The organism is Brevibacterium antiquum CNRZ 918, assembly GCF_900169145.1.
Lineage (GTDB): Bacteria > Actinomycetota > Actinomycetes > Actinomycetales > Brevibacteriaceae > Brevibacterium > Brevibacterium koreense.
In genome coordinates, this window is the sequence record NZ_FXZD01000006.1 from 41191 (window position 1) to 65777 (window position 24587).

A 24587-nucleotide genomic window follows, 5' to 3' on the forward strand; every position below is an offset into this window, starting at 1 on the left:
GCCCGGCGCCGCCGTCACAACACGGAGCGAAGGCCGATGCCCCACATGAAGCGGGGTGTCGGCCTTCGCTCCGTATTGCCATGCTCCTGCCCGACAGCTGCAGCAGAGTCAGCAGTTCTGATATCAGATCAGCGGCAACAGTCGACCGATCAGGTCAACTCAAGCGACAGTCAGGTCAACTTAAGTGACGGTCAGCTCAACTCAAGCGACAGTCAGTGGCGTGAGTTCTGGGTCGATTTGAGATAGATCGCCCGAGCCAGATCGTCGCGCCGTTCGATGAGCAGCCGACGCAGTGCCGCCGGGGCATCGCTGTGCGCGGCCAGCCAGGCATCGGTCTTCTCGACCGTGGCCTCTTCGTCAACCGACCAACGCGGGTAGAGCCCGAGCACCAGGCGCCTGGCGATCTCGATCGAGTTGTCAGACCAGAAGCTGGCAAGCCGCGAGAAGTACTCATCGACATAGTTTTCGATGAGCGGCATCGACGTGGGGGCCACAAAACCGGCGATGATGGCCGAGAGCACATCGTTGCTCAGCGCAGCCGCTTCGTTGATGACCTCCCACGCGCGGATCTTCACGATCGGCAGCGGCATGGCCGCACTCGCCGTCTCTGCGTGGAGGCGACCCGATGAGCTGAGGTCGGACTGGTTCTCTCGAGCGATGTCGGTCTGATCGGCCCATCCCAGGCACACGAGCGCGGTCAGCGCGTTCCACCGCAGAGCATGATCATTGAGCAGGCCCTTGAACGGCAGTGACGCCGCGTGGTCCGGAGCATCAGATCCAGACCCAGCTGACCCAGAAGCCACTCCAGCTTCAGTGTGGCTCCCACCCGCTGGGGTGGTTCTCTGCTCAGCCGGTGCGGTCGGGGTCAGACGTTCGATCTCCTCTCCGACGGGAACGGCGAGGATCTGCGAGGCGAAGCTGCGGCCCATCGTGATCGCGGCGCTTGCCTCAAAGCACCGTGCTGTACGCGATGTGAGAGCAAGAACCAGGTTCGCCAGATGCAGCTGAGCGTCCGAACCGGATCTGGCTGTAGCCAATGCGTCGAGAGCAGCGCCCAGCAGGCCGGAGATCGCGGTTTCGAAGTTCCTCTTCGAGACCCACTGATCCAGGCAGGTCAACGCCGTCTGGCTCAGCCCGGCCATGATGCCGGCATGGCTCTCCTTGCCCAGGCTTCGGGCATAAGCCGTCAGATACCGCTGCACGGGAAGGAGGCCATCGCGAACGGCACTGTCCAACGCCGACCACACCAAAGCCCTTGAAAGCGGATCGGCGATCCGGGACACCGACTTGATCGCGGCCTCCGTCGATGCCGGATCCAACCGCACGCGCGCATAGTCGTGATCGGCGTAGTTCACCAGCGTGATATCGCCGAGGGTGCGCCCAACGAGCTGCTCCACCTCAGCGGATTCCGTGGAGAAATCGAAGGCGAAGGTATCGATGGGGACCAGCTTGCGCCCCGATCGTCCCAGTGTGGCGATCTCAAGCGTGTGCGGGCGCAGCAGCTCGGCACCACGAGCCGAATCGGCCTGAGTGATCCTCGCGCCGGTGATGCTCTCTCGCCCAGAGCGTCGTGCAGACGATGAGGCCCCGCTGACATTGCGGCTGCCGTTTGCGCTGGTGCTCGCCTTGGCACTGCCGGTACCAGAGCCGCTGGCTGTCGTCAGCTCCAGTGACAGTTCGGAGACTCCCGAGGTGCCCAACCAGGCACTGGCCCAGGTGGCGATGTCCCGGTCAGGAGCCGCCTCGGCGAGGCATTCGAGGAAGTCGGCGAGCTCGGTATTGCGGTAGTCGAACCGTTTGAAGTACAGACGTGAGCCGGCGAAGAATGCCTCCCGGCCGACGAAGGCGACGAGCTGCTTGAGCACGGACGCACCCTTGGCATAGGTGATGCCGTCGAAATTGAGCTTCGCTGCCTCGACATCGGGGATGTCGGCGACGATCGGGTGCGTAGTCGGATACAGATCCTGCGTGTACGCCCACGCCTTGCGACGCAGTGCGAAGGTCACCCAGCCGTCGGTGAAGCGGGTTGCCTCAGCCAGCGCCAGCCCGCCCATATAGTCGGCGAACGACTCCTTGAGCCACAGGTCGTCCCACCACTTCATGGTCACCAGATCGCCGAACCACATGTGAGCCATTTCGTGCAGGATCACGTTGGCACGCGACTCATAGTTCGCGTCGGTGACCTTGTCCCGGAAGATCAATCCGTCGGTGAACGTCACCAGCCCAGGATTCTCCATCGCGCCGAGGTTGTACTCCGGAACGAAGATCTGATCGTATTTGCCCCAGGGGTAGGGGTAGTCGAACTCGGCGCTGAAGAAGTCCAGCCCGGCCTTCGTGATCGAGAAGATGTCGGAGGCGTCGAGGTGATCAACGAGGCTGGCGCGCGTCCATGCGCCCAGGGCGACGACCTCGCCCGTCGAGGGATCCGTCCATTCGTCGGTCGCGCCCTCGTAGGGTCCGGCGGTGATGCACGTGATGTAGCTCGACTGCCGCAGCGTCGGAGCGAAATGATGAGTGACCGCGGCGGAGTCCGTGTCGACCGTCTCTTGGCTCGTCTCCTGGCTGGGTCCCTGACTCGTCTCAGGTCGGTTCGACAGAACCTGGAAGTGCTCGGGGGCCGTCACGTTGAAGATGAACTCCGCCTTGAGGTCCGGCTGGTCGAAGTTCGCGAACACACGGCGGGCGTCGGTCGGTTCGTACTGAGTGTAGAGGTAGACCTTGCCGTCGGCAGGATCGGTGAAGCGGTGCAGTCCTTCTCCCGAGGTGGAGTAGTAGGCCTGTGCCTCGATCGTCAGGGAGTTCTTCCCCGTGCGGACGGGGAATTCCACGCGCGCCCCGTCAAACACTTCGGCGGGGTCGAGCGTCTCACCATTGATCTGTGCGAATGTGACCGAATCCGCGATCAGGTCGATGAATGTGCGGCAGTCGGCTCGAGCATAGAACTCGACGACGGTACGTGACAGATATGTCGGAGCCCCAGTCTCCGCATTGCTGACGTCGATATCGACGGTGTAGGTCGAGACATCGAGCACTTGGGTACGGCTCTGTGCTTCGTCTCGGGTCAGGTTGGTTGTCATTCATAGCCTCCTCGGCGCACAGACTTTAGCATGTCACAATTCCGGTACGCTGGGTACAGCGAAGGCGAGCATGAAGGGGGACTGATGGCGAAGTCCGAGGTCAGCGAGCTGCCCCAGCGCGCCTTCAACACTGTAGTGCATCGATCTCGGATGGGCCTCAAACGCGTGCAGGCCAACGCAGGGCAGCTGGTCCAGATCCCGATCGCGGCCACCGCGGCCTATGCCTTCAGCGTCTACGTCCTCGGCCATCCGTATCCGTTCCTCGCGGCCGTCGCCTCTGCCGTCGGCATCGGTCCGGTCGCAGATCGTCGTCTGCGGCGAGCGACTGAGATCGGCTTCGGCGCAACCTTCGGCGTGCTCGTGGGCGAGCTCCTCGTCAACGTCTACGGCACAGGGATCTGGCAGCTCACAGCGACCCTTGCCATCGGCCTCTTCATCGGCACGATGCTGAACTCCGGCGGCATCTTCATCACTCAGATCGCCGTCCAGTCCGTCTACGTCGTCGTGGTCCCTGCCACAGCCGCCACCCTGCCGTTTCCCCGCACCCTCGATGCCCTCACCGGGTCCGTGTGCGCGATCCTTCTTGCGCTCATCCTTCCGCGCGACGCCCGCAAAGTCCCACGTGGTCTGGCTGCGAGCATGCTCGACGAGATCAGTGCAGTCCTGCAGATGATGTCTCGGGCTCTGGCGGACTCCGATGTCGCACTCGCCAAACGGGCGCTGACTCGTGCTCGTGAGACCCAGGACATCATCGACTCCTGGGGCTCCTCGCTCAAGATCTCGAGGGAAGCGGCGAAGATCAATGCCAGAGGCAGGCGCCATGCCGCCGAGGTGACCAGGCTGTCTCGTGCTCACACCCATTCCGATCGTGCCATGCGGACCATGCGAGTCATCGCCCGCAGAGTCGTAGGCATCACCGAATTCGGTGTGGAGAAGCCGATCATCGCCAGCTACGTCGGTTCACTGTCCGAAGGGTCGAAGAAGCTCGAGGTTGCGCTGCGCAGAGGAACCGATCGGGCCCTGGCAGAAGCGGCGCTGGCTGAGGCCGCCTCCAGCCTGGATCCCCGTGCGGAGGCCAGCTGGGATATCCACGACGAGTCTCTTGTGCTGCTGTTGCGCCCGGTCGCAGTGGACCTCCTCGAAGCCTGCGGGCTGACCAACGAGGCTGCCCAGAGCCGACTTCCCTCGCTCAGCGAAGACATGCGAGATGCGGACGAACCGCCCGCAGAGTGACCCTCGAACCGCCCGCGGAGTGACCCTCGAACCGCCAAGGTGAGCAAAGCTGCCAGAAAGCTCAGCGGCTCTCGACGATGAACACAACCGTCGTCTCCGGCTTGAGTGCCGTGAACGTGTGCGGCTGGTCGCCCGGGTAGGTGAGGTAGTCGCCGACGTGGAGTTCGTAGGACTGCCCGAGCACCTCGATGCGTGCCGCACCCTGTCCCAGGATCACGTGCTCGACGGTGCCGACGGGGTGCGGCTGTGAGTCTCGCGGCTGACCCGGATCGGCCCGAATGAAATAGACGTCACGCCGGGCATTCGCCGGAGATGCTGAGAGCAGAGTCGCAGCATAGTTCGAGGTGTTCGACGGCAGGCTGGGCAGATCCTTGGCATGTAGGAGTGCGACCTCATGCTGTGGGGGATCGAGCAGTCTGGCCAGAGGGATGTCGAGCGCGGCCGCCAGCGCCCACATCGTCTCGACGCTGGGATTTCCGGTCCCTGCCTCCAGCCCGGACATGGTCGACTTCCCGATCCCCGCCCGACGAGCAACTTCGGAGAGGGAGAGGTTCGCCCGCGCCCGCTCCCGCTTGATGGCGACTGCGATCTGCTCGCGCGGAGGTGAGGCCGACAATGGGTCACCAGGCTCGACGTGGGCCTCATCGCGTGGTTGAGAACTCATGAGTTCACTATAGCGACAAATCGTTCTGCTTGACGAACAAGACGCGACTGTGCACTATATAGAACATGAGTTCTGTGTTTCGTACGATCGATCGAGTCCTGCCGGGATCGACCTATCGTGATGTTGCCATCGTCACGGTCACGATCATCGCGGTGGCCCTGTCCTACGGGGCGATCTCGGCGGTGTCCGGATTCCCCTGGTGGCAGACGCTGCTGCTGGCGATGTTCGCCCTCGGCGGTGCCGCGGAATTCACCTTCGTCGGCGTGATCGCGGCGGGCGGAGCACCGATCCTTGCGGTGTTGGCGGGTCTGCTCGTCAATTCGCGGAACTTCGCCTTCGGCGTGGCCGTCGGGCCGTTCTTCCCACAGGATTGGCGGGCGCTCATCGCGGCCCATTGGATCAACGACGAATCGATCGCCATTTCCCGCACGGTCGGCAATGATCGCGCACGGTGGCACGCGTTCCTCCTCATGGGTGCGGCCATCGCCCTGATGTGGCCCAGTGGTGCCATGGTCGGGCAGTGGCTGGGCAGCGTCATCGACGCCGATCTCCTCGGCCTCGATGCGGCCTTCCCGATCATTCTCTTCTGCCTCATCCGGGGCGACCTGAAGAGCAGGCCCACGCGTTCGCTGACGGTTGTGGGCATATTCATCGCGGTCCTCCTGACCCCGATCCTGCCGCTCGGCCTCGGGACTGTGACCTCCCTGTCGGTGTTCGTGTTCGTGGCAGCCGGCTGGTCGGTCCGGGCAGTCGTCAGGAAGCGCCGAGGCGGCACTGCCCAGAGCGCCGCCAGCGCCGGACCTGCCCAGGCCGATAAAGGTGACGTCATCGATCTTGACCGACAGGAGGGGAGCCGATGAACCGGCTCAGCTTTCTCATTGCACTCGCCGCGCTGAGCATCGGAACCTACGCCATGCGCTTGTTCGGTGTGAAACTTGGTGCGGCGATCGCCACGAAGGGCAGGCGGCGACAGCTCGCGACCACCTCGGCGGGGGCGGGCGGAACCACAGGATCGGTCAGCCCCGCGACGCTCGCGGGGCAGTCGGGGGAGTCGGGGCAGTCGGAAGAGCCTGAAGGTGACTCCACAGCGACGGTGACGAAGTGGATGGACCGGGCGACGGTCGTTCTCATCGGTGCGGTCTTCGCGACGACGGCGATCTTCGATGGTCGAGACATCGCGGATCCAGCACGGCTCATCGGTGTCGGGGTGGGAGTTCTCGCCTCGATCCTGCGAGTGCCGATGCTCATCTGCGTGCTGCTGGGCATGGGCGTCGGCGCAGGCATCCGAATGACCGGGATCCTGTGAAGGCCAGTGAACGTCAGAACGTGTGAACGCCGCCGGGGCGCCGTGGGGTCCCAATCCCGTGGGGTCCCAATACCGTGGGGTCTCAATACTGTGCGGTCCCAATCCCCTGCGGCCCCAATCCCGTGTCGTCTCAACGCTGTGGGGTCTCAATGTTGAGGCGGTTCATGTGCGGAGGGTGACTCGACGGTGGGGATTCGCCCAGGATCCGAGCCGGCCCCGTGCCCGCAAGAGCTGTGATTGCTAGGCTGGATGGCATGGAAATCATTGCTGGCTTTCAGCGCATCGTCTTTCTTGCCCTGTCCGTCGCCGCCTTCGGTCTCCAACTGTGGGCGTTCATCGACTGCCTCCGCTACAAGGACCAGAACTACCGTGCCGTTGACAAGCAGAGCAAGAAGTTCTGGGTCATCCTCCTCGGCGTCGGTCTCGCGCTCGCCCTCATCGCGCTTCCGCCGATGGGCATGCGCATCATCTTCCTCAACCTGATCGCACTCGTCGCTGGCATCGTCTACCTCACCGACGTCCGCCCGAAGATCAAAGCCATCGACCCGCGCAATCGCAGCCGCAACCGGAACCACAGGCGCTGAGCCTGCGACGAGCACGCACAGATGACGAAAGACCTCAGTCTCCCGAGTGCCGAAACCGACTACATCGCCACCTTCGGCACAGGTGAGCCCCACACGCTCTTCGGCCACGGGTTCGCCGGCGCAATCCGCGATACCCGTCCCTTCGGCACCGGTATCACCGGCACCAAGCACTTCCTTCACCTTCCCGGCCACGGCGGCCGGCCCTCACCGGGCCCGGAGTGGAACTATGGCCAGATCGCCGAGGCGCTGGCACACGCCCTGACGTCCACCTCGGCAACACAGGCCCTCGGCGTCTCGATGTCCGCCGGCGGGCTTCTCCGCCTGCTCAGCACCACTCATCCGGCGGCCCGGAACCTCGAGAAGGTCGCCCTCGTGCTCCCGGCCTCCTTCACCGGATTCTCCGCCGAGGTGGCCGAAGCCAACCGTACTCATCTCGAGAAACTGCGTGGCCTGGCAGCTGCCGGCGATATCGAGTCCATCACGGACCTGATGCTTTCGCGCGAACCTGCCGAGGTGGCCGACCTCCTGCCGGCCAGGGCCTGGACCAAGACAAAGGCCGAGAACCTCGTCAACACGGACATGTCTGACGGGCTCGGCTTGGCTCTCGAGGTCGCCGTCGATGAGAGCGCGGGTAAGGACCCGGTGGGCGCTCTGGCCCGGTTCCCAGGGGAAGTGCTCGTGCTCACCCACGAGGATGACCCTGCACACCCGGTCGAGGTCGCCGAGGCGATTGCGGCCGCGATTCCCGAAGCTCGCTTGGAGGTCTTGCCGGCGGGCTCGATTCTGTGGCGCGGTCGCCACGAAGTTCGCCGTATCCTCGGCGAGTTCTTTGGCTAAACTGTCACCGTGCGCATCTCCGTTCTCTCCCTCCACACCTCGCCCGCAGCTCAGCCGGGCCAGGGCGATGCCGGTGGTATGAACGTCTACGTCGACCAATCGGTGCGCGCTCTGGCGGCCGCCGGGCACTCGGTCGACGTCTTCACTGCCGACCCGAGCGGCATCGACGGGCTGAGAAACAGCAACGGGCTGGGCGGGCGCGCTGACACCCTGCAGATTGCTGAGAACGTCCGACTCCACCAGCTGCCGATCGATACGGCAAGCAAGGACGAGCTTGCCGATGCCATCGACGAACTCGCACTGCTCCTCCTGGCCCAACCCAGCTTCACCTCAGCCGATCTGATCTGGGCGCACTATTGGATCTCCGCCGAGGCGGCACTTCGCGCTCAGGAGCTTCGCTCCGAGGAGTCACTGGCACCGGTCGCCGACGACGCGACCAGATCAGGTGAGCGTCCGAGGATCGTCGTAAGCATGCACACGATCGGCGCGGTCAAGAACCGCGACTCTGAAACCAGCCACGAACGGCCGCAGCGTCTGGAGGCAGAGGAGAGAATCGCCTCGGCGGTGGACCTCCTTGTGGCCAACACCCCGGCAGAGCGTCGCGACCTCATCCACGAACTCGGCGCCGATGCGGATACCGTCGTGGTGGCCAGGCCCGGCGTCGACCACGAACTGTTCTCCCCAGGCGATCGGGCCGAGGCCAGAGCTGACTTGAGGCTCGACCCAGACGAATTCATCGTCCTCTATGTGGGGCGGATGCAGTTCATCAAAGGCACCGATATCGTCGTCGACGCGATCTCGGGCCTGCGGGAGAACAACCCGCATCTGGCGTCGCGGACGCGTGGAATCCTCCTGGGCGCAGTCTCAGGCCAGGAGACTCCGACCGGATCCTCACCGTACCTGCGTGAACTGAACTCGGCGATCGCCGCCGAACCCAGCGTCGAGGTGCGACGTCCCGTCCCCGCGCACGAGCTCATCACCTACTACCGTGCGGCGGACATCCTTCTTGTCCCCTCACGCAGCGAATCATTCGGACTCGTCGCGGCCGAGGCTTCGGCCTCAGGCTTGCCCGCCATCGCCTCGGCGGTGGGAGGCCTGCCCGACATCGTCGAACACGGGTATTCGGGCGTGCTCATCGCCGATCACAACCCGCGGCATTGGGCCATGGCGCTCGAACGGATGCTCCTCGACGACGAACTGCGACGCGAGTTCGCGAGTCATGCCGCCGACCGCTCAGCTCGATTCGACTGGTCGGCCACGGCGGCGACGGTGCTCGGCGCCCTCGACGTGCCGGATCTGACCCTGACCACGACGATGACGGGCACGGAAGAGATGAGGGCCATGGAAGAACTGGATCCGAAGCCACGACTGGTTGGCCGCAACTGCTGAAGATTTCAATGATTGGCTGACGGAAGGACACATGATGGCGACCGAAACCGAGGCGATCCTGGCCGGAGTGAGGCAGTGGGCGCACGAGAACGAGGTCGAGGTCGACGCCCTTGAGGACTCGCAGATCGCCGTAGTCCTGCCGGGAGAGAAGAAGCTGAAGACGACCGTGTCGATCACCATCTCTGCGCGAACGGTGGCGCTGCAGGCGTTCGTCATTCGCCATCCGGATGAGAACGCTGAGGAGTTCAATCGCTGGCTGCTGATCAAGAACATGAAGCCGGGCCCGGTGTCGTTCGGAATCGACACCCTCGGCGATGTGTATCTGGGGGCCAGCGTTCCCCGGGACCGACTTCTCGATGAACTCGACTCGCTGCTCGGAGCGATTCTGGCGATCGCCGACTCCTCGTTCAACGAACTTCTGCTCATCGGCTTCCTCACCGGTATGAAGAAGGAATGGGCCTGGCGCATCAGTCGGGGGGAGTCGACGCGGAACCTCGCAGCCTTCGAAGACGTCCTGAGTGGACCGGACAACGAATTTCTGGGGAAGTTGGAAGGATGAGGATCGCAGCATGACCAGCATGACCAGCATGACCAGCATGACCAGCATGACCAGCCGAGGTTGAACCTCAGTCCAGAGCGAGCTTGAGCCCTTCATGACTGGCCTCGTAGCCGAGCCGTGCATAGAACCGCTGCGCATCCATGCGCGATTTATCGGTCGTCAGCTGAGCCAGCGATGCCCCGAACCGACGCCCGCAGTCATGAGCCCAGTCGAAGACCGCCGTGCCCAGGCCGAGGCCCTGCGCATCCGGCCCGATCCTCACCGCCTCGATCTGCATTCGCGTCGAACCCCGTCGTGACAGGCTCGGGATCAGCGTCAGCTGCAGTGTGCCGACGACGGCAGCCGACCGGTTGTCAGAAGCCTGCGCCTGCCCACCGGCACGATGGTTCACAGATCCGTTGTTCACAGATTCGTTGCTGACGTCGTCAATGGCGACCAGAAGCTGATTGGGATCGGACTCGATGAGACTGAAGGCATGCTGGTAGCCGGCCTCCTCCTCGGTGCCGGCCCCCTCGCGACCGGCACCGAGGGCGTCATCGCGAAGCAGGGACACCAAACGAGGCACATCGGAGCTGTTCGCACGCCGAATCAGGAACCTTCTGTCGGCGAGAGTGATCGTCGAATCGGCGAACCCGGAGAATCCGGTCACAGCACCGACTCATGCGCGGGACTGTTCTCAGAGGCCTGCTCGCGCGGCGGCGTTGCGTAGGGCCGACGTGCGAAGAGCGAGGCCAGGAGTGCGCCGGCAACGTTGTGCCAGACGCTGAACACGGCGCCGGGCAGGGCGGCCAAGGGAGAGAAGTACGTCGTGGCCAAGGTGGAGGCGAGACCGGAGTTCTGCAGGCCGACCTCGAAAGACAGTGCGCGTCGGGTCGGGGTGTCCAGACGGCAGGCGGTCGCAACACCATAGCCGATGCCAAGCCCCAGAACGTTGTGAGTGATGACGGCCAGGAGGACGAGGAGTCCCGCCGAAGCGATGGAATCGGCAGAACCGGCGACGACGATTGCAACGATGTAGGCAATGGCAACGGACGCGAACCAGGGCAGAATCGGTGAGATCTTGTCGACGAACTTCGAGGCCACGATCCGGACCAGGACACCGACGATGACGGGCACGAGCACCGTCTGACAGATCGAGACGAACATCGACCAGAACGGCACGTCCATGTATGAGCCGGCCAGCCACAGGGTCAGCAGGGGCGTGAGTACCGGGGCCAGGAGGGTCGACAGCGTCGTGATCGACACCGACAGTGCGGTATCGCCCTTGGCCAGGTAGGTGACAACGTTCGAGGCAGTGCCTCCCGGGGCGCAGCCCACGAGGATGACGCCGACTGCGATCTCAGCAGGAAGGTTGTAGACCGTGACGACCAGGAGACCGAGCAGGGGCATTGCGATGAACTGCGTGACGACCCCGAGGGTGGCTATCCATGGCTTTTTCGCGATCCGAGCGAAATCCGGCAGCGTCAGCGTCAGACCCATGAAGAACATGACGACGCCCAAGCTCCACGTGATCGTGGGTGCGAGAGGAGTGAACGTGTCGGGGCTGAGGAACCCGAGGATCCCGGCGATGACGACGAGAACCGGCAGTGCGGTGACAGCGATGATCGAACTGCGGTCGGAGTTCGGCCGTTGGATCTGCGGGGTCGAGGATCGTCCCGCGTGCGGGGTCGGTGACTGTGGGTTCGACGGCGGAGGCGTGGGGGCGTCAGACATGCGCTCAGGCTAGCCGGGCATATCGAGATGCAAGATGCCGTGCCGAATGGTGAGAAAGATCTCGGTTGTTCGTCGGTCAGTGGGTGGGCGGCCCTGTGCGCGTCGGCGCGGTCGTGCGAAAATGGTGCCATGACGCATAACCTCATCCTGCTGCGCCACGGCGAGAGCGAATGGAACCAGAAGAATCTGTTCACCGGTTGGGTCGATGTGACCCTGACGGACAAAGGCCGGGCAGAGGGCCAGCGGGCAGGCGAGCTCCTCGTCGAGGCCGACCTCATTCCCGACGTCGTGTACACCTCTCGCCTCAAGCGGGCCATCCTCACCTCGAACCTGGCGCTCGAAGCCGCTGACCTCTCCTGGCTCGACGTCCATCGCAGCTGGCGACTCAACGAACGCCACTACGGTGCGCTGCAGGGCAAGAACAAGAAGGAGATCCGCGAGGAGTTCGGCGAGGAGCAGTTCATGACCTGGCGCCGCTCCTTCGACACCCCGCCGCCGGCGCTCGGCGATGCCTCCGAATTCTCACAGGCCGGAGATCCTCGCTACGCCAACCTCGGCGATTCCCTGCCGCGTACGGAATGCCTGGCCGATGTCATCGACCGCCTCCTGCCCTACTGGTACGACCGGCTCGTCCCCGAGCTCACCGTCGGACGTACCGTGCTCGTCGTCGCCCACGGCAATTCGCTGCGTGCCCTCGTCAAGCACCTCGACGGAATCTCCGACGCCGACATCACCGGCCTCAACATTCCCACCGGCATTCCCCTGCATTACGAGCTGACTGAAGACTTCACCCCGGTCAAGCCCGGCGGCACATACCTCGATGCAGCTGCCGCCGAAGCCGCGATCGGTCAGGTCGCCAACCAGGGCCGCTGAGGCTTTAGGCCAGGGCCGCTGAGCCTCAAGCGCCCGCTCGCTCCTCGGCGACCGACTTCATCTGTTCAAGGAGAAGTGCGATCGCCGGGGATGAGGTCATCGATGATCGCCACACGAGATAGATCCAGCGGGCAATGCTGGGATCGTCGAGCTCGACGACGGCGACATCCTCCGGTAGGTGCGGTCGGCCCAGTCTGGGCACCAGGGCAAGGGCGCCGACCGCCCGCGCGAACTCGATCTGGGTGTCATATTCTAGGGCCCAGTACTCGACCCGCGGTTCGGCGTTGAGCGTGTCGAACAGGGCCGTGAGCCAGCGGTGGCACACGCCGTTGCGTGGTGCTGAGACGAAGACCTCGCCGAGGAGGTCCTGACGAGTCACCTGGGCCCGGGAGGCCAAGTGGTGGTCGCGGTGCATGACGATATCGGCTCGATCGATGGCGATGAGCTCGGAGTTCAGCGTCGACGGCAGCAGGGGCAGAGATTCCCGCCAGTCGAAGATCAGGGAGGCGTCGATCCGACCGGCCGTGACCATGTCGATGAGTTCGTCGGGCTCGTCTTCGATATTGGTGATCGACAGTTCAGGTGCGATGGTCTTCAGCCGCGGCAGCGACGGCACCAGCACTCCACGGAGACCGGTCGAGAACCCGCCCACGGTGATGCGTCCACGCGGTTCTCCCGACCTCGCCCGAGCGTCGGTCTCGAGGCTCTCGAGATCCTGCAGCAGCTCGGCTCCACGACGGCTGAGCTCGCGCCCCATCGGGGTCAGTGCGATCCCACGGCCGGTGCGCTCGGTCACCGGGGCACCGATGTAGCGGGACAGCTTCTGCAGCTGGTGGCTGATGGCCGCCGAGGTGTAGCCCAGGGCCTCCGCTGTCGCAGTGACTGAGCCCACGGAGTCCAAGACGACGAGGGTGCGCAGGGCGAGTACATCGATCATCAAAATATTTTAACGAAACCATGCATATTTGTTCAATAGAATGTTGATTGCGAACCTGGGAAGCTTGACGATATGCGTCCCGTTCACTACCTGCTCGCCCTGCTCGTCGTCGTGCTCTGGGGCGTCAACTTCATCTTCATCGACTTCGGCCTGCGCGACTGGCCGCCGTTGCTGCTCGTCGCCGCCCGCTTCACGCTCGTCGTGATTCCGGCGATCTTCTTCGTCAAGTATCCCCGCGGGAGTTTCCGACGCATCCTCCTCATCGGCGTCTTCATGTCTGCGGGCCAGTTCGGGCTCCTCTACACAGCCATGTTCCTGGGACTGCCGGCGGGGCTGACCTCGATCGTCATTCAGATCCAAGCCGCCTTCACGGTGCTCGTCGCGGCGCTTGTGCTCAAAGAATTTCCGAGTCGACGCCAGATCGTCGGCATCCTCATCGGCCTGTCGGGACTGTGCGCCATCGGCTTGAGCCTCCAGGCATCGGTTCCGATCATCGCCTTCCTCGTCGCGCTCGCCGCGTCCCTGTCGTGGGCGATCGGCAATGTCATCGCCCGCGGGGTCAAGAAGGGCACGAACGGTGTGCAGATGACCGTGTGGTCGGCCATCGTCGTGCCCGTGCCGCTGTTCGCGCTCTCGGTGCTCGTCGACGGCCCCGCCGAGGTGACTCATGCCCTCGCGCACCCCACTTGGGGCGTCGTGGCTTCGGTCGTCTACACCGCCGGCTGCGCCTCACTTGTGGGCTACGTCATCTGGAACTCGCTGCTCGCGCGGTTCCCGGCCTCCCAGGTGGCCCCATTCTCGCTCCTGGTGCCGTTGGTCGGTGTGCTCTCGGCCTGGATCGTCCTCGGCGACCGTCCCACCGCTCCCGAGCTCATCGGCGGAGCGCTCCTGCTCCTGGGCGTCGCGGTCACTACCGGGGTCCTGAAGACCATTGCGCGCAGCCTCACCGGCCGGAATCGGAGGTCACGAAAGGTGATCGCCAGCGAAGAGCCCGAGGTCGAACATTCCTCGGCCTCGGGCTGATTCGGTCTCTCACATGTCCGCCACCTCGGTGGCGGACATGTCACTTCTTCGACAGGTACGGCTCCCAGTTGCCGGTGAGCAGGTACTCGACCTTCTGGGACACGGACACCGCGTGGTCGCCGAAGCGCTCGTAGTAGCGCGAGAGCAGGGTGACGTCGGCGATGTGGCGGGGTGCCAGTGAACCGGCGGGGGCCTCGGCGAGCTTGGCGAAGATGCTCAGGTGCAGTTCGTCGAGTTCTTCGTCGATCGCGTTGATCGTGGGCACTGCGGTCAGTCCCGGGTTCGACAGCAGGTTCTCAGTCGCCTCGGCGATCTTCTCTCCTGATTCGCCCATGCGGGTGAACGTGTCGGTGAAGTGGTCGGGGATCGCTGACTCCGGGTAGCGGATGCGCACCTGCTGGGCGATGTGGCGAGCCAGGTCGCCCATGCGCTCGAGCGAGGCGGACATCCGCAGGGAGCCGATGACCGCGCGCAGATCTGCGGCGACGGGTGCCTGGAGGGCCAACATCTCAGCGGCCTGCTGGTCGAGGGCGTACTGCATGTGGTCGATCACGGCGTCGGCTTCGATGACCTCTTCGGCCAGTTCGAGGTCATTGCCGCGCAGGGACTGGTTCGCCAGGCGCATCGCCTCGTGTACCTTGACGGACATCTCGACCAGCTGTGTGGCCAGGTCGTCCAGCTCATTTCTGAAGACTTCGCGCATGCCAACGGTTCCTTAATCTCGTGAATCTCTTGCCAGGCTGACGTGCCTCATAGTGCCCCGGGGCGGACAACCGTCCGGTCAGGACAGGCACACTGTGTCAGCCTGTCACCGGTGGGTGAACGGTGTCTGGCGTGCAGGTGAATTCCTGGGCAAAGCGACGTTCTGGGCCTGATTCGGTGCGCCTGTGGAGCAGACTGCGCATAAGCTTGATGACGTGGACCTCTTGATCGTAGCGGTCCTGACCGGCATCGTCGGTCTGGGACTGGGTATAGCGGGAATTCTGGCGTTTCGTTTCAGCGAACGCTCCCGTGATGCTGCCGATCTGCATTCTGAGGACGACCTGCCGGAGGGCATCGCCGAGGTTCTGGCCGTGCTGCCCTCGGCCGCGATCGTTCTCGACGCCGGCGACGACGTCGTCAAAGCGTCTCCGGCCGCGTACACCTTCGGACTGGTCAGAGGGCATTCGCTGGCCTCGCCCGAAATGCTGCGCATGGTTGGACGAGTCCGTTCCAGAGGTCTCATCGAAGAGATCGAACTCGAACAGAAGCGCGAGCAGACGGATTCGATCCTGCGGTTCCTCCATGCTCGCGTGGCGCCCTTGGGCACGGCCTTCGTTCTCGTCCTCTGTGACGACCAGACCGAGTCCAAGCGCGTTGACTCCATTCGGCGTGATTTCGTCGCCAACGTCTCCCACGAACTCAAGACCCCCATCGGCGCGATGTCCCTCCTCGCCGAGGCGGTCACCGACTTCTCCGATGATCCGCAGGCCGTCGAACGCTTCGGCGGTCGCATGCAGCGGGAGTCGAAGCGGCTGACCCAGCTGGTGCAGGAGATCATCGACCTGTCCCGTGTCCAGGACCACACGGCGCCGTCTGCGACGGAGAAGATCTCCGCCGCCGAGGTGGTCGATGATGCCGCTGACCGTGCCCGTACGCGTGCTGAAGACAAGAGCATCCACATCGAGGTCTCACCCCCGAGCAGACTGCTCATCGAGGGCAACTACGAACTCCTCGTCAATGCGGTGCGCAACCTCATCGACAACGCCATCAACTACTCACCCGACGGAACACGCGTCGGCGTCGGCGTCGAGCTCGTCGATGAACGGGTCGAGATCTCCGTGACCGACCAGGGAATCGGCCTGTCCGCGCAGGACACCGAGCGTGTCTTCGAACGGTTCTACCGCGTCGACCCAGCGCGCTCGCGCATCACTGGCGGAACTGGGCTGGGACTGAGCATCGTCAAGCACATCATTGCCACACACGGCGGCCAGGTGAAGGTCTGGAGCCGCCTCGGCAAGGGCTCGACTTTTACTGTTGTGCTCCCGCTGGCAGGCAACGTCTCCGACGACGAAGCGTCCTCCTCGGCGCCCGATGGGGTCCTGCTGAATCACTCGGCTCGGGCGGATGCCGACGACGCAGGAACTGCTGAGGCAGCTGCCGGCGACGCAGAGCATGGCGTATCCGAAGCCGGTGTCGATGAAGCCACCGACCATGACGCTGACGCTGACAAGGGTGTCAGCACAGTGGAGAATGAGACAACCCAGGTTTTGAAAACCGGAAGCAAACAAAGGAAGCTCACAACGTGACTCGAATTCTGCTTGTCGAGGACGAGGACTCGTTCTCGGACCCTCTGTCGTACCTGCTCGGAAAAGAAGGATACGAGGTGAGCGTTGCCGATGACGGTTTGAAGGCTCTTGCGGACTTCGACCGCAACGGTGCCGACCTCGTTCTGCTCGACCTCATGCTGCCGGGAGTCTCCGGCACCGAGGTGTGCCGAGAGCTGCGCGCGAAGTCCAGTGTGCCGATCATCATGCTCACGGCCAAGGACTCAGAGATCGACAAGGTGGTGGGGCTCGAACTCGGCGCAGACGACTACGTGACCAAGCCCTATTCCTCGCGTGAGCTGCTGGCCAGGGTGCGCGCGGTGCTGCGGCGCAACGTGGAATCCGAAGTCTTCGACGTTGAGTCGGTGCTTGAAGCCGGGGGAGTCCGCATCGATGTCGAACGTCACGTCGTCAGCGTTCGCGGTGAAGAGCTGTCGATGCCGTTGAAGGAGTTCGAGCTGCTGGAGATTCTCATTCGCAACTCTGGTCGAGTGATGACACGCGGCCAGCTCATCGATCGGGTCTGGGGAGAGGACTACGTGGGCGACACGAAGACCCTCGACGTCCACGTCAAGCGTCTGCGTGCCAAGGTCGAGCAGAATCCTTCGGAGCCGCGTCTCCTCACCACTGTGCGGGGACTCGGCTACAAGTTCGAAGCCTGATCACCCGCAGAGTCTGACCTTTCGCAACGACGGAGCTCTCGCAGAACCGGGGATACTTCAAGGAGCCGCCCACATCGAGTGGGCGGCTCCTTGAAGTGTTCAGCTCTCGTGCGGCTGTGCTCAGCCGTTGACGCCAGTGGCTGACTCGCTCTGCTCACCGGACTGCGAAGCGCCTTCGCTGGACTGAGAGGCGTCTTCGCTGGGGGACTCCGATGGCTTTTCGGTGGGTACATACTGTTCGTAGTACGGCAGGCTGTTCGACAGAACCTGAGTCCGGATCGTCTTCTCGTCACTGCCGACCGTGACGGTGACATCGGCCAGGTCACCGGGCTTCGCCTTGAGGCTGTCCACGATGACCGGCTTCGACGACGTCGACGCCGAGCTCTCCGGGTCCTGAACGAAGGTCTCGCCGGGCTTGACCGACTCCGTCGTCATCTTCCCACCGACGTCCAGGGACACCGAAGCCGAGGAATCGCCCTTGTTGATGAGCGTGAAGAACAGCTGGGCAGGGCCCTCGCCGGACTCGTCCATAATCAGCATCAGACCGCGAACCTCGACGTCTCCGACCGATCCCCATGCACCGTCACCGGCGTTGTAGTGGTATTCGGCGGTCTGGTGAGGCGACAGCAGGCTTGCACATCCGCTGACGGGGATGACGAGAGCGAGTGCGGCAACTGCGAGTGCCGCGCGGTTGTGCCGTTTCATTGTGCTCCTTGAAGTGGCAATACAAGATCAATCTGTATACTACCCGGTTTTTGACCGGCCGTAGAACCCGAAAAGAGACCGGACGCGTTCCTCCTGCGAGAACTCCAGCAACGCCCAGATCTGATGGCACGCGTTGCGGCTGTGAGAACCCCAGCATCGCCCAAGATGACCCCCTGGTCAGTAAGCCGCGAGGCGGACCCTAGCACGAAGAATCCGTAGCCTGAACGATTTCTGTGGCGCGCCTCATGGTAAACTGGAGGTCCGCGAAAGGGGTTTGAAGAGAATATGAGTTTCGAGGTCGGCGACACAGTTGTCTATCCACATCACGGTGCAGCGACAATCCAAGATATCAAAAAACGAACCATCAAAGGTGAGGAGAAACTGTATCTCAAGCTCCAGGTCGCCCATGGTGATCTAGTGATCGAAGTTCCTGCGGAAAACTGCGACCTCGTCGGTGTGCGAGATGTCGTCGGTGAAGAGGGTGTTGAGAAGGTATTCAACGTCCTCCGCGCGGAATTCGTCGAAGAGCCCACGAACTGGTCTCGTCGCTACAAGGCGAATCTTGAGAAGCTGCAGTCCGGTGACGTGATCAAGGTTGCCGAAGTCGTTCGCGACCTGTGGCGTCGCGAGCAGGACCGCGGCTTGTCGACTGGTGAGAAGCGCATGTTGTCCAAGGCCCGTCAGATCCTTGTTTCCGAACTCGCATTGGCCGAGAAGAAAGAGGAATCCGAAGCAGAGGCCATTCTGGACGAAGTGCTCGCGTCCTGAGTATCTGCGTCATCGTTCCGGCTGCGGGGTCGGGATCGCGTTTGGGCAGTGCAGACCCGAAGGCCCTCGTTCGGCTGAACGGGAAGAGCCTTCTGGCTCGCAGTCTTGAGGCGATCATCTCCTCGGGAGTGGCTTCTTCAATTGTGGTTGCCGCTCCCGAGGAGTTTTTAACGCGTGCCCGCAGCGAAATCGATATCATCTCAGAATCGGGGCTTAAGGATTCGGAAGCCAGTATTTCGGGCATTCGAATCACAGTTGTAGCAGGCGGAGATGATCGAATCGAATCCGTGCAATCGGCCTTGAAATATGCAGGTGACGCAGACATTGTTCTGGTCCACGATGCCGCCCGCGCATTGACACCGTCCGACGTCTTCCGTCGTGTGGCTGCGGCTGTCCGCGCCGGTGCCGAGGCGGTCGTTCCTGTCTTGCCGATGACCGACACGGTGCGCCGCGCGCAGAGCCGTCCCGCGGTGAGCTTGGATGACCGTCCCACCGCGGCCGACGTACCCCCGGTTCCTCTGCCGCGACCGGACTCAAACGGTCGGCAGAGCGTGGTCGAATCAGGCGCCGACAGCGACCCGGAGTTTCCGACCGTTGGGGTCCTCCACGGTGATCTAGACCGTTCGCGCCTCCGCCGGGTTCAGACTCCACAGGGATTCGCCGCAGCCACTCTGCGCCGGGCACACGAGAAATACGACCATGACCAGGCCACCTCATGGCCTGGGGGCCTCGGAGCCACGGATGACGCGGGACTCGTCGAGCGCCTCGGTGTCGATATTGTCGCTGTCGACGGTGACGAGGAAGCACTGAAGATCACCTACCCGCTCGACCTCGTGCTCGGTGAGCACATCGCGAAGCAGCGGGATGGGACGGCGAGGGACACGAAGCAGCGGGATGGGACGGCGGACGACTCGATGAGGGACGCAACGAGCGAAAGCGGGCAGCGACGATGACCATGGTGATTCCGCGCACCGGCATCGGAGTCGACGTGCACGCCTACTCCGACGATCCCGAGCGTGAGCTCTGGGTTGCGGGATTGAAATGGCCCGGCGAACGTGGGCTCGACGGCCACTCCGATTCTGATGTTGCCGCCCATGCGTGCTGTGATGCGCTGTTCTCCGCCGCGGGGATCGGTGATCTCGGTCAGCATTTCGGCGTCGACCGGCCTGAGTTCGCGGGTGCCTCCGGAGCCGTTCTCCTCGCCGAGGCGGCACATCAGGTCCGCGCGGCGGGTTTCGAGATCGGCAATGTCTGTGTCCAGGTCATCGGCAACCGTCCGAAGATCGGCACCAGGCGGATCGACGCCCAACAGGTGCTGTCCCAGGCAGCTGGCGCCGACGTCTCTGTGTCCGGGACAACGACCGATGCGCTCGGTCTGACAGGACGCGGCGAAGGAGTCGCGGCCATCGCGAATGCTCTTGTCTATCCCATTGCGCGCGACGAGGCGTCGGTGGCAGCACCGACACCGCACTGATCTTCCCGTGAAGGTCGTGTTCCAAGGCGGGGGAGCGATCGGCATCGCAGGTGCCGCGCTGTTCGGTCGACGGCACGAAACGGTGGTGGTCTCACGGTCGGTGAGTTCGACCCCAGCTGAGGTGCCGCCGCGAGATGCCGCATACCCACGACAGGTGCGCTCCTTCGGGGGGGGGTCCAGTGCGCCGGGTGCCCGTGGTCGATTGGGCTGCGGTGAGTTCGGAATCATGGGACCTCTTGGTGCTGACGACACGGCCGGGCGACCTCGACGAGGGAGTTGCCGCATCGATTGTCGCGACTTGTCCGGGCATCATCGCGATCACCAGCCAGGTCGACGGGGACCGCGACATTGCGGTGTCACTGTTCCCTGAATCCGAGATCCTCGTCTTCTCGCCCGCACTCCTGTCCGAGAGGACGGCGGGCCGCAGCGTCAGCTACTGGCGCCCACCCGGGATGCCTGTGTTCATGGCCAGCGGCCCCCGGGAGACCGTACGAGGACTGCGGCGCATGCTCGGTGGCCTCATCGTCGGTGTTCCGGCCATCCTGGTCTCCGCTCCGCCGGCGGTCTTCATTCCCTATGTCGCGCAGCTGAGTGTTCGTGAGGGGAACTGGGCGGATCTGAGGACACACCTGCGACGACCCACGCAGGCCGCCGCGGAAGCTGTGCACGCCGTCACTGGTGTCCGGATGCCGCTGTCGGCCCGAGGCGCCGGACTCGTCCTCGACGCATTGGAACGATTCGTGCCCATCGACGTCGGTGAGTACGCTGGCCGACACTTCGCCCGTCACGAGGGCCAGACACTCGACATGCTCGACGGATGGATCAGACGAGAAGCCGAACGAGTCCCCGCGACGGGCCGATCACAGGCACCCACGCCTGCCGTGGCGCAGTCGTCGGCGCTGCGCGAACTGGCTCAGATCTTGCGCTTGCGCGTGACCAGGCAGCCGATCCCGTAGAGCGCCGCGGTGAAGACCAGAGTGCCGAGTATCTGGATGCGCACGGACTCCACAGTCAGGCCGAGGACGATGATCATGGCGATGCCCGCCAGCGTCGCATAGGACAGCCAGGGGAAGAGCCACATCCTCAACGGCAGTTCGTCACCGGCGGCCTCGGCGCGGCGCCGGATGATGATCTGGGACACCAGCGTCACGACCCAGGTGACGATGAGCGTCGACCCGACGACGTTGAGCAGTATTCCGAGCACCTCGGCGGCCCAGAAGTAATTCAGTGCCACCGCCACGAAACCGAACGCCGAGGTGGCCAGCACCGCTGCCATCGGAACGCCGCGTTTGGTCGTGCGACCCAGTCCTGCCGGCAGCATCTTCCGCTCGGACATGGAGAACGCCATTCTGGAGGCACCGTAGATGTTGGCATTCATCGATGACAGCAGGGCGATGACGATGACCGCGGCCAGGAGCGAGGCGACGGCTGGGAGACCGGCAGTGTCGAGGACAGCGACGAAGGGCGATTCGCTCAGCCGTTCGTCTTTCCAATCGAGGACGAGGACGATGATTGCGACAGAACCGATGTAGAGGAACAGGATGCGCCACACGATGGTTTTGATCGCCTGCGTCACGCTGCGGCTCGGATTCGCGGTCTCGGCCGCGGCGACTGCCACGATCTCGATGCCGCCGAAGGCGAACGCCACGACGAGAAGGCCAGCGGCGACACCGGGGAGGCCAGTGGGCATGAATCCGTCGGTGAAGACCGCCGCCGGTGGTTCTGCGGGAGTCCAGCCGAACAGGTATGCGGCCCCGAGGACGAGGAACAGGGTCACGAAGGCGACCTTGATGAGAGAGAACCAGAATTCGAATTCTCCGAAGCTGCCCGAGGTGGTGAGGTTGATCGCGGTGAAGATGACCATGATGGCCAGTGCGATGACCCATTGCGGGATCGACGGGACGTAGCTGACCGCGATCTGTGCGGCGGCAGTGGCCTCTGCGGCAACGACTAGGCAGAGCTGGACCCACCAGAGGGCGCCGACGGCGAATGCGGCGGCAGGACCCATGGCTCGCCCAGCGTAGTGGGAGAAGGCCCCCGGGTTCGGGTCGGCCGCCACGAGCTCTCCGAGGGCCCGCATGACGAAGATGACGATGAGTCCGGCGACCACATAGGAGATGAGAACGGCGGGACCTGCAGCTTGGACACCGGCACCTGAGCCCACGAACAGGCCGGCTCCGATCGCCGAGCCGAGGCTCATCATGACCAGATGGCGGGGTTTCATTCCGACCTTGAGGCCGGCCCCGCCCCGCGACGAATCAGATGTCAATGAATCTGACGATAGGTCTGCGTGTACAGGGGACTGCGGTGATGGAGATTCAGGCACCAGATGAGTCTAGCGCCCGACCTCGATCCCGGGACAGCATGGTGCGTCCTGACGACAGAGTGGCGGAGACGAAGAGATGCCGTGGTCGCAGATCCGCGACCACGGCATCTCAATCTGATCCGCGCCGAGTGGACGCCTCGGTGCCTCAGGGCACCGTTTGGCGGTTGAGGTGGTGGCCACCTCGGCGAATCAGCGGTGTGAGAGTCTCACTCTCCGCGTTTGATCCAATCCTCCAGCGACGGCGCTTCGGCACCGATCGATGTCGGCTCACCGTGTCCGGTGAGGACGACGGTGGCATCGGGGAGCTTGAACAGAACGGTCCTGATCGACTCGATGATCGTCTCGAAGCTCGAGTACGAACGGCCGGTGGCCCCCGGGCCGCCGTGGAAGAGTGTGTCTCCGGAGAACAGCACGGGGCCGACTGCTCGGCCCGCTCCCGCTGAGGCGGGCACCGGCAGCCCGGTTTCGATGAAGAAGCAGGTCGAACCGGGGGAGTGTCCGGGCGTGTGCAGGGCTTTGACCCTCACCCCGCCGACGGTCCAGGTGTCGCCGTTGGAGATCTCCGCGTCGGGGCGATAGCTGTCGTAGGTCATGTCCCACAGAACGTGGTCCTCGGGGTTGAGGTGGACGGGCGGGTTGCCCACCCGGTGGGCGAAGTCGCGGACGACTCCGACGTGGTCGTCATGACCGTGGGTCAGCAGAATCGCCTTGACCTCACGCGACCCGACCTTCTCCGCGATGGCGTTGACGTCATGCGCGGGATCGATGACGATGACTTCGGAATCGTCGCCGATGATCCAGACGTTGTTGTCGACGTCCCAGGTTCCGCCATCGAGCGAGAACGTTCCGGACGTGACCAGGTGCTCGATTGCCGTCATCAGAACTCCACCACCGATCGCAGTACCTTGCCTTGGCTCATCTTCTCGAATGCCTTCTCGACGTCGCCGAGTCCGATTCGCTCGGAGACGAACTTCTCCAATGGAACGCGTCCCTGCTGATAGAGGTCGACGAGCATCGGGAAGTCCCGCTCGGGCAGGCAGTCGCCGTACCAGGAGGACTTCAGGCGGCCTCCACGACCGAAGACGTCGAGCAGCGGCACGCTCAACTCCATCTCCGGAGTCGGCACGCCCACGAGTACCACGGTGCCCGCAAGATCACGGCCGTAGAAGGCCTGACGCCAGGTCTCGGGACGTCCCACAGCGTCGATGGCGACATCGACGCCGAACCCACCGGTCAGTTCCTGGATGGCTGCGACAACCTCGTCCTCGCTCTTGCCGCGAGTATTGATCGTATGAGTGGCACCGAGATCCTTCGCCCACTCCAGCTTCGTGTCATCGATGTCGAGGGCGATGATCGTTCCTGCGCCCGCCAGGGCAGAACCGGCAATGGCCGCGCAGCCGACTCCGCCGCAGCCGATGACGGCCACAGACTTGCCGCGGGTGACCTCGCCGGTGTTGATCGCGGCGCCGATTCCGGCCATCACGCCGCAGCCCAGCAGGCCCACGACAGCTGGGTCAGCCTCGGGGACCTTCGTGCACTGTCCGGCCGCGACCAGGGTCTTCTCCGCGAAGGAGCCGATGCCCAGCGCCGCCTCGAGCTCGGTGCCGTCGGGCAGAGTCATCTTCTGTGAGGCGTTGTGGGTGTCGAAGCAGTACCAGGGCTCACCGCGTTTGCAGGCCCGGCATTCGCCGCAGATCGCGCGCCAGTTGAGGATGACGAAATCGCCCACCTCGACGTCGGTGACGCCTTCTCCGATCTCTGAGACCGTGCCTGCAGATTCGTGGCCGAGCAGGAACGGATAGTCATCGCTGATTCCGCCCTCGCGATACTGGAAGTCCGTGTGGCAGACGCCACACGACTTCACATCGACGATGACCTCGCCGGGGCCCGGATCGGGAATGACGATGTCGGTGAGTTCGACCGGTGCCCCCTTGCTGCGGGCAATGACACCTTTGACGGTCTGTGGCATAGCGTCTCCTAGTGCTCTGGGCGTTGTGCTCTGGGCGTGGGCCGAGGCCCATTGCGCCAGACGATGAGTTCGTTCAACCCCCACCCTAACCAGGCAGAGCCTTCGCGACCAGTGTGCCCGGGTTCTGGACGGACAGCACAATCGGGGAACCGCCTCGGCGAGGGTGGGAACGACGACGGCCG

25 protein-coding genes are annotated in these 24587 nt (G+C 63.9%); 15 read left to right on the top strand and 10 right to left on the bottom strand.

From position 1 onward, the window contains the following. Positions 1–212: 212 nt before the first annotated feature. Entirely contained in the window at positions 213–3077 is a 2865-nt protein-coding gene (pepN, locus tag BANT918_RS09695; protein ID WP_101620054.1) for an aminopeptidase N, read from the bottom strand. 30 nt (positions 3078–3107) lie between these two features. Here pepN and BANT918_RS09700 point away from each other — a divergent pair, with 30 nt between their 5' ends. After that, positions 3108–4310, top strand: coding sequence for an FUSC family protein (locus BANT918_RS09700; RefSeq protein WP_233429377.1), 1203 nt, complete (start codon positions 3108–3110; stop codon positions 4308–4310). Positions 4311–4371: 61 nt separating this feature from the next. Here the strand turns inward: BANT918_RS09700 and BANT918_RS09705 are convergent, their stop codons facing one another. Next, positions 4372–4974, bottom strand: a complete 603-nt coding sequence (locus BANT918_RS09705; protein ID WP_208618065.1) for a helix-turn-helix domain-containing protein — start codon at positions 4972–4974, stop codon at positions 4372–4374. 65 nt (positions 4975–5039) lie between these two features. Here BANT918_RS09705 and BANT918_RS09710 point away from each other — a divergent pair, with 65 nt between their 5' ends. The 6 genes from BANT918_RS09710 (at position 5040) to BANT918_RS09735 (ending at position 9649) form a co-directional block, all read left to right on the top strand. Then, on the top strand, positions 5040–5834 hold the full coding sequence (locus BANT918_RS09710) for an AzlC family ABC transporter permease (protein ID WP_101620057.1): 795 nt from the start codon (positions 5040–5042) through the stop codon (positions 5832–5834). Continuing rightward, a complete protein-coding gene (locus tag BANT918_RS09715; protein ID WP_101620058.1) occupies positions 5831–6280 on the top strand; it encodes an AzlD domain-containing protein in 450 nt (149 codons plus the stop codon). Before BANT918_RS09710 ends, BANT918_RS09715 begins: the two co-directional genes overlap by 4 nt. A gap of 254 nt (positions 6281–6534) precedes the next feature. Further along, the gene (locus tag BANT918_RS09720) at positions 6535–6864 is read left to right on the top strand and encodes a DUF2516 family protein (protein WP_101620059.1); all 330 of its coding nucleotides are present in this window, start codon (positions 6535–6537) and stop codon (positions 6862–6864) included. 21 nt (positions 6865–6885) lie between these two features. After that, positions 6886–7701: an alpha/beta hydrolase gene (locus BANT918_RS09725; protein WP_101620060.1), complete on the top strand. Its 816-nt coding sequence runs from the start codon at positions 6886–6888 to the stop codon at positions 7699–7701. Positions 7702–7710: 9 nt separating this feature from the next. Beyond that, complete coding sequence (locus tag BANT918_RS09730) at positions 7711–9090, top strand: glycosyltransferase (RefSeq protein WP_101620061.1); 1380 nt, start codon at positions 7711–7713, stop codon at positions 9088–9090. A gap of 34 nt (positions 9091–9124) precedes the next feature. After that, complete coding sequence (locus tag BANT918_RS09735; RefSeq protein WP_101620222.1) at positions 9125–9649, top strand: YbjN domain-containing protein; 525 nt, start codon at positions 9125–9127, stop codon at positions 9647–9649. A gap of 67 nt (positions 9650–9716) precedes the next feature. Here the strand turns inward: BANT918_RS09735 and BANT918_RS09740 are convergent, their stop codons facing one another. Both BANT918_RS09740 and BANT918_RS09745 read right to left on the bottom strand, forming a co-directional pair. Then, on the bottom strand, positions 9717–10298 hold the full coding sequence (locus BANT918_RS09740; protein ID WP_101620062.1) for a GNAT family N-acetyltransferase: 582 nt from the start codon (positions 10296–10298) through the stop codon (positions 9717–9719). Then, positions 10295–11362, bottom strand: a complete 1068-nt coding sequence (locus BANT918_RS09745; RefSeq protein WP_101620063.1) for a bile acid:sodium symporter family protein — start codon at positions 11360–11362, stop codon at positions 10295–10297. Before BANT918_RS09745 ends, BANT918_RS09740 begins: the two co-directional genes overlap by 4 nt. A 129-nt stretch (positions 11363–11491) precedes the next feature. Here BANT918_RS09745 and BANT918_RS09750 point away from each other — a divergent pair, with 129 nt between their 5' ends. Next, positions 11492–12235 (top strand): phosphoglyceromutase, encoded by a 744-nt coding sequence (locus tag BANT918_RS09750; RefSeq protein ID WP_101620064.1) that lies wholly within the window; start codon positions 11492–11494, stop codon positions 12233–12235. Positions 12236–12260: 25 nt separating this feature from the next. Here the strand turns inward: BANT918_RS09750 and BANT918_RS09755 are convergent, their stop codons facing one another. After that, positions 12261–13172, bottom strand: a complete 912-nt coding sequence (locus BANT918_RS09755) for a LysR family transcriptional regulator (protein WP_101620065.1) — start codon at positions 13170–13172, stop codon at positions 12261–12263. A gap of 72 nt (positions 13173–13244) precedes the next feature. Here BANT918_RS09755 and BANT918_RS09760 point away from each other — a divergent pair, with 72 nt between their 5' ends. Next, positions 13245–14195, top strand: a complete 951-nt coding sequence (locus BANT918_RS09760) for an EamA family transporter (RefSeq protein WP_101620066.1) — start codon at positions 13245–13247, stop codon at positions 14193–14195. 40 nt (positions 14196–14235) lie between these two features. On the opposite strand, the gene phoU is transcribed toward BANT918_RS09760, so the two are convergent. Beyond that, a complete protein-coding gene (phoU, locus tag BANT918_RS09765) occupies positions 14236–14898 on the bottom strand; it encodes a phosphate signaling complex protein PhoU (protein ID WP_101620067.1) in 663 nt (220 codons plus the stop codon). A 214-nt stretch (positions 14899–15112) separates the two neighbouring features. On the opposite strand from phoU, the gene BANT918_RS09770 reads away from it, so the two are divergent. After that, the gene (locus BANT918_RS09770; RefSeq protein ID WP_233430430.1) at positions 15113–16483 is read left to right on the top strand and encodes a sensor histidine kinase; all 1371 of its coding nucleotides are present in this window, start codon (positions 15113–15115) and stop codon (positions 16481–16483) included. After that, positions 16480–17163, top strand: coding sequence for a response regulator transcription factor (locus tag BANT918_RS09775; protein ID WP_101620069.1), 684 nt, complete (start codon positions 16480–16482; stop codon positions 17161–17163). The genes BANT918_RS09770 and BANT918_RS09775 overlap by 4 nt, the downstream gene beginning before the upstream one ends. Before the next feature lie 120 nt (positions 17164–17283). Here BANT918_RS09775 and BANT918_RS09780 read toward each other — a convergent pair whose 3' ends face one another. Further along, a complete protein-coding gene (locus tag BANT918_RS09780) occupies positions 17284–17868 on the bottom strand; it encodes a hypothetical protein (protein ID WP_101620070.1) in 585 nt (194 codons plus the stop codon). A 285-nt stretch (positions 17869–18153) separates the two neighbouring features. On the opposite strand from BANT918_RS09780, the gene BANT918_RS09785 reads away from it, so the two are divergent. The 4 genes from BANT918_RS09785 to BANT918_RS09800 all read left to right on the top strand — a co-directional run bounded on the left by BANT918_RS09785 (position 18154) and on the right by BANT918_RS09800 (position 21066). Beyond that, positions 18154–18636, top strand: a complete 483-nt coding sequence (locus BANT918_RS09785) for a CarD family transcriptional regulator (protein WP_009883639.1) — start codon at positions 18154–18156, stop codon at positions 18634–18636. 11 nt (positions 18637–18647) lie between these two features. Next, on the top strand, positions 18648–19589 hold the full coding sequence (locus BANT918_RS09790) for an IspD/TarI family cytidylyltransferase (RefSeq protein WP_101620071.1): 942 nt from the start codon (positions 18648–18650) through the stop codon (positions 19587–19589). Further along, complete coding sequence (gene ispF / locus BANT918_RS09795) at positions 19586–20110, top strand: 2-C-methyl-D-erythritol 2,4-cyclodiphosphate synthase (RefSeq protein WP_101620072.1); 525 nt, start codon at positions 19586–19588, stop codon at positions 20108–20110. Before BANT918_RS09790 ends, ispF begins: the two co-directional genes overlap by 4 nt. 212 nt (positions 20111–20322) lie before the next feature. Then, positions 20323–21066, top strand: a complete 744-nt coding sequence (locus BANT918_RS09800) for a hypothetical protein (protein ID WP_145996970.1) — start codon at positions 20323–20325, stop codon at positions 21064–21066. Here BANT918_RS09800 and BANT918_RS09805 read toward each other — a convergent pair. The 3 genes from BANT918_RS09805 to BANT918_RS09815 form a co-directional block, all read right to left on the bottom strand. Continuing rightward, positions 21024–22334, bottom strand: coding sequence for an amino acid permease (locus BANT918_RS09805; RefSeq protein ID WP_101620074.1), 1311 nt, complete (start codon positions 22332–22334; stop codon positions 21024–21026). The two genes, BANT918_RS09800 and BANT918_RS09805, sit on opposite strands and share 43 nt — an antisense overlap. 308 nt (positions 22335–22642) lie before the next feature. Beyond that, positions 22643–23314: an MBL fold metallo-hydrolase gene (locus BANT918_RS09810; RefSeq protein ID WP_101620075.1), complete on the bottom strand. Its 672-nt coding sequence runs from the start codon at positions 23312–23314 to the stop codon at positions 22643–22645. Beyond that, positions 23314–24405, bottom strand: a complete 1092-nt coding sequence (locus BANT918_RS09815; protein WP_101620076.1) for an S-(hydroxymethyl)mycothiol dehydrogenase — start codon at positions 24403–24405, stop codon at positions 23314–23316. Before BANT918_RS09815 ends, BANT918_RS09810 begins: the two co-directional genes overlap by 1 nt. Between the last annotated feature and the right edge of the window lie 182 nt (positions 24406–24587).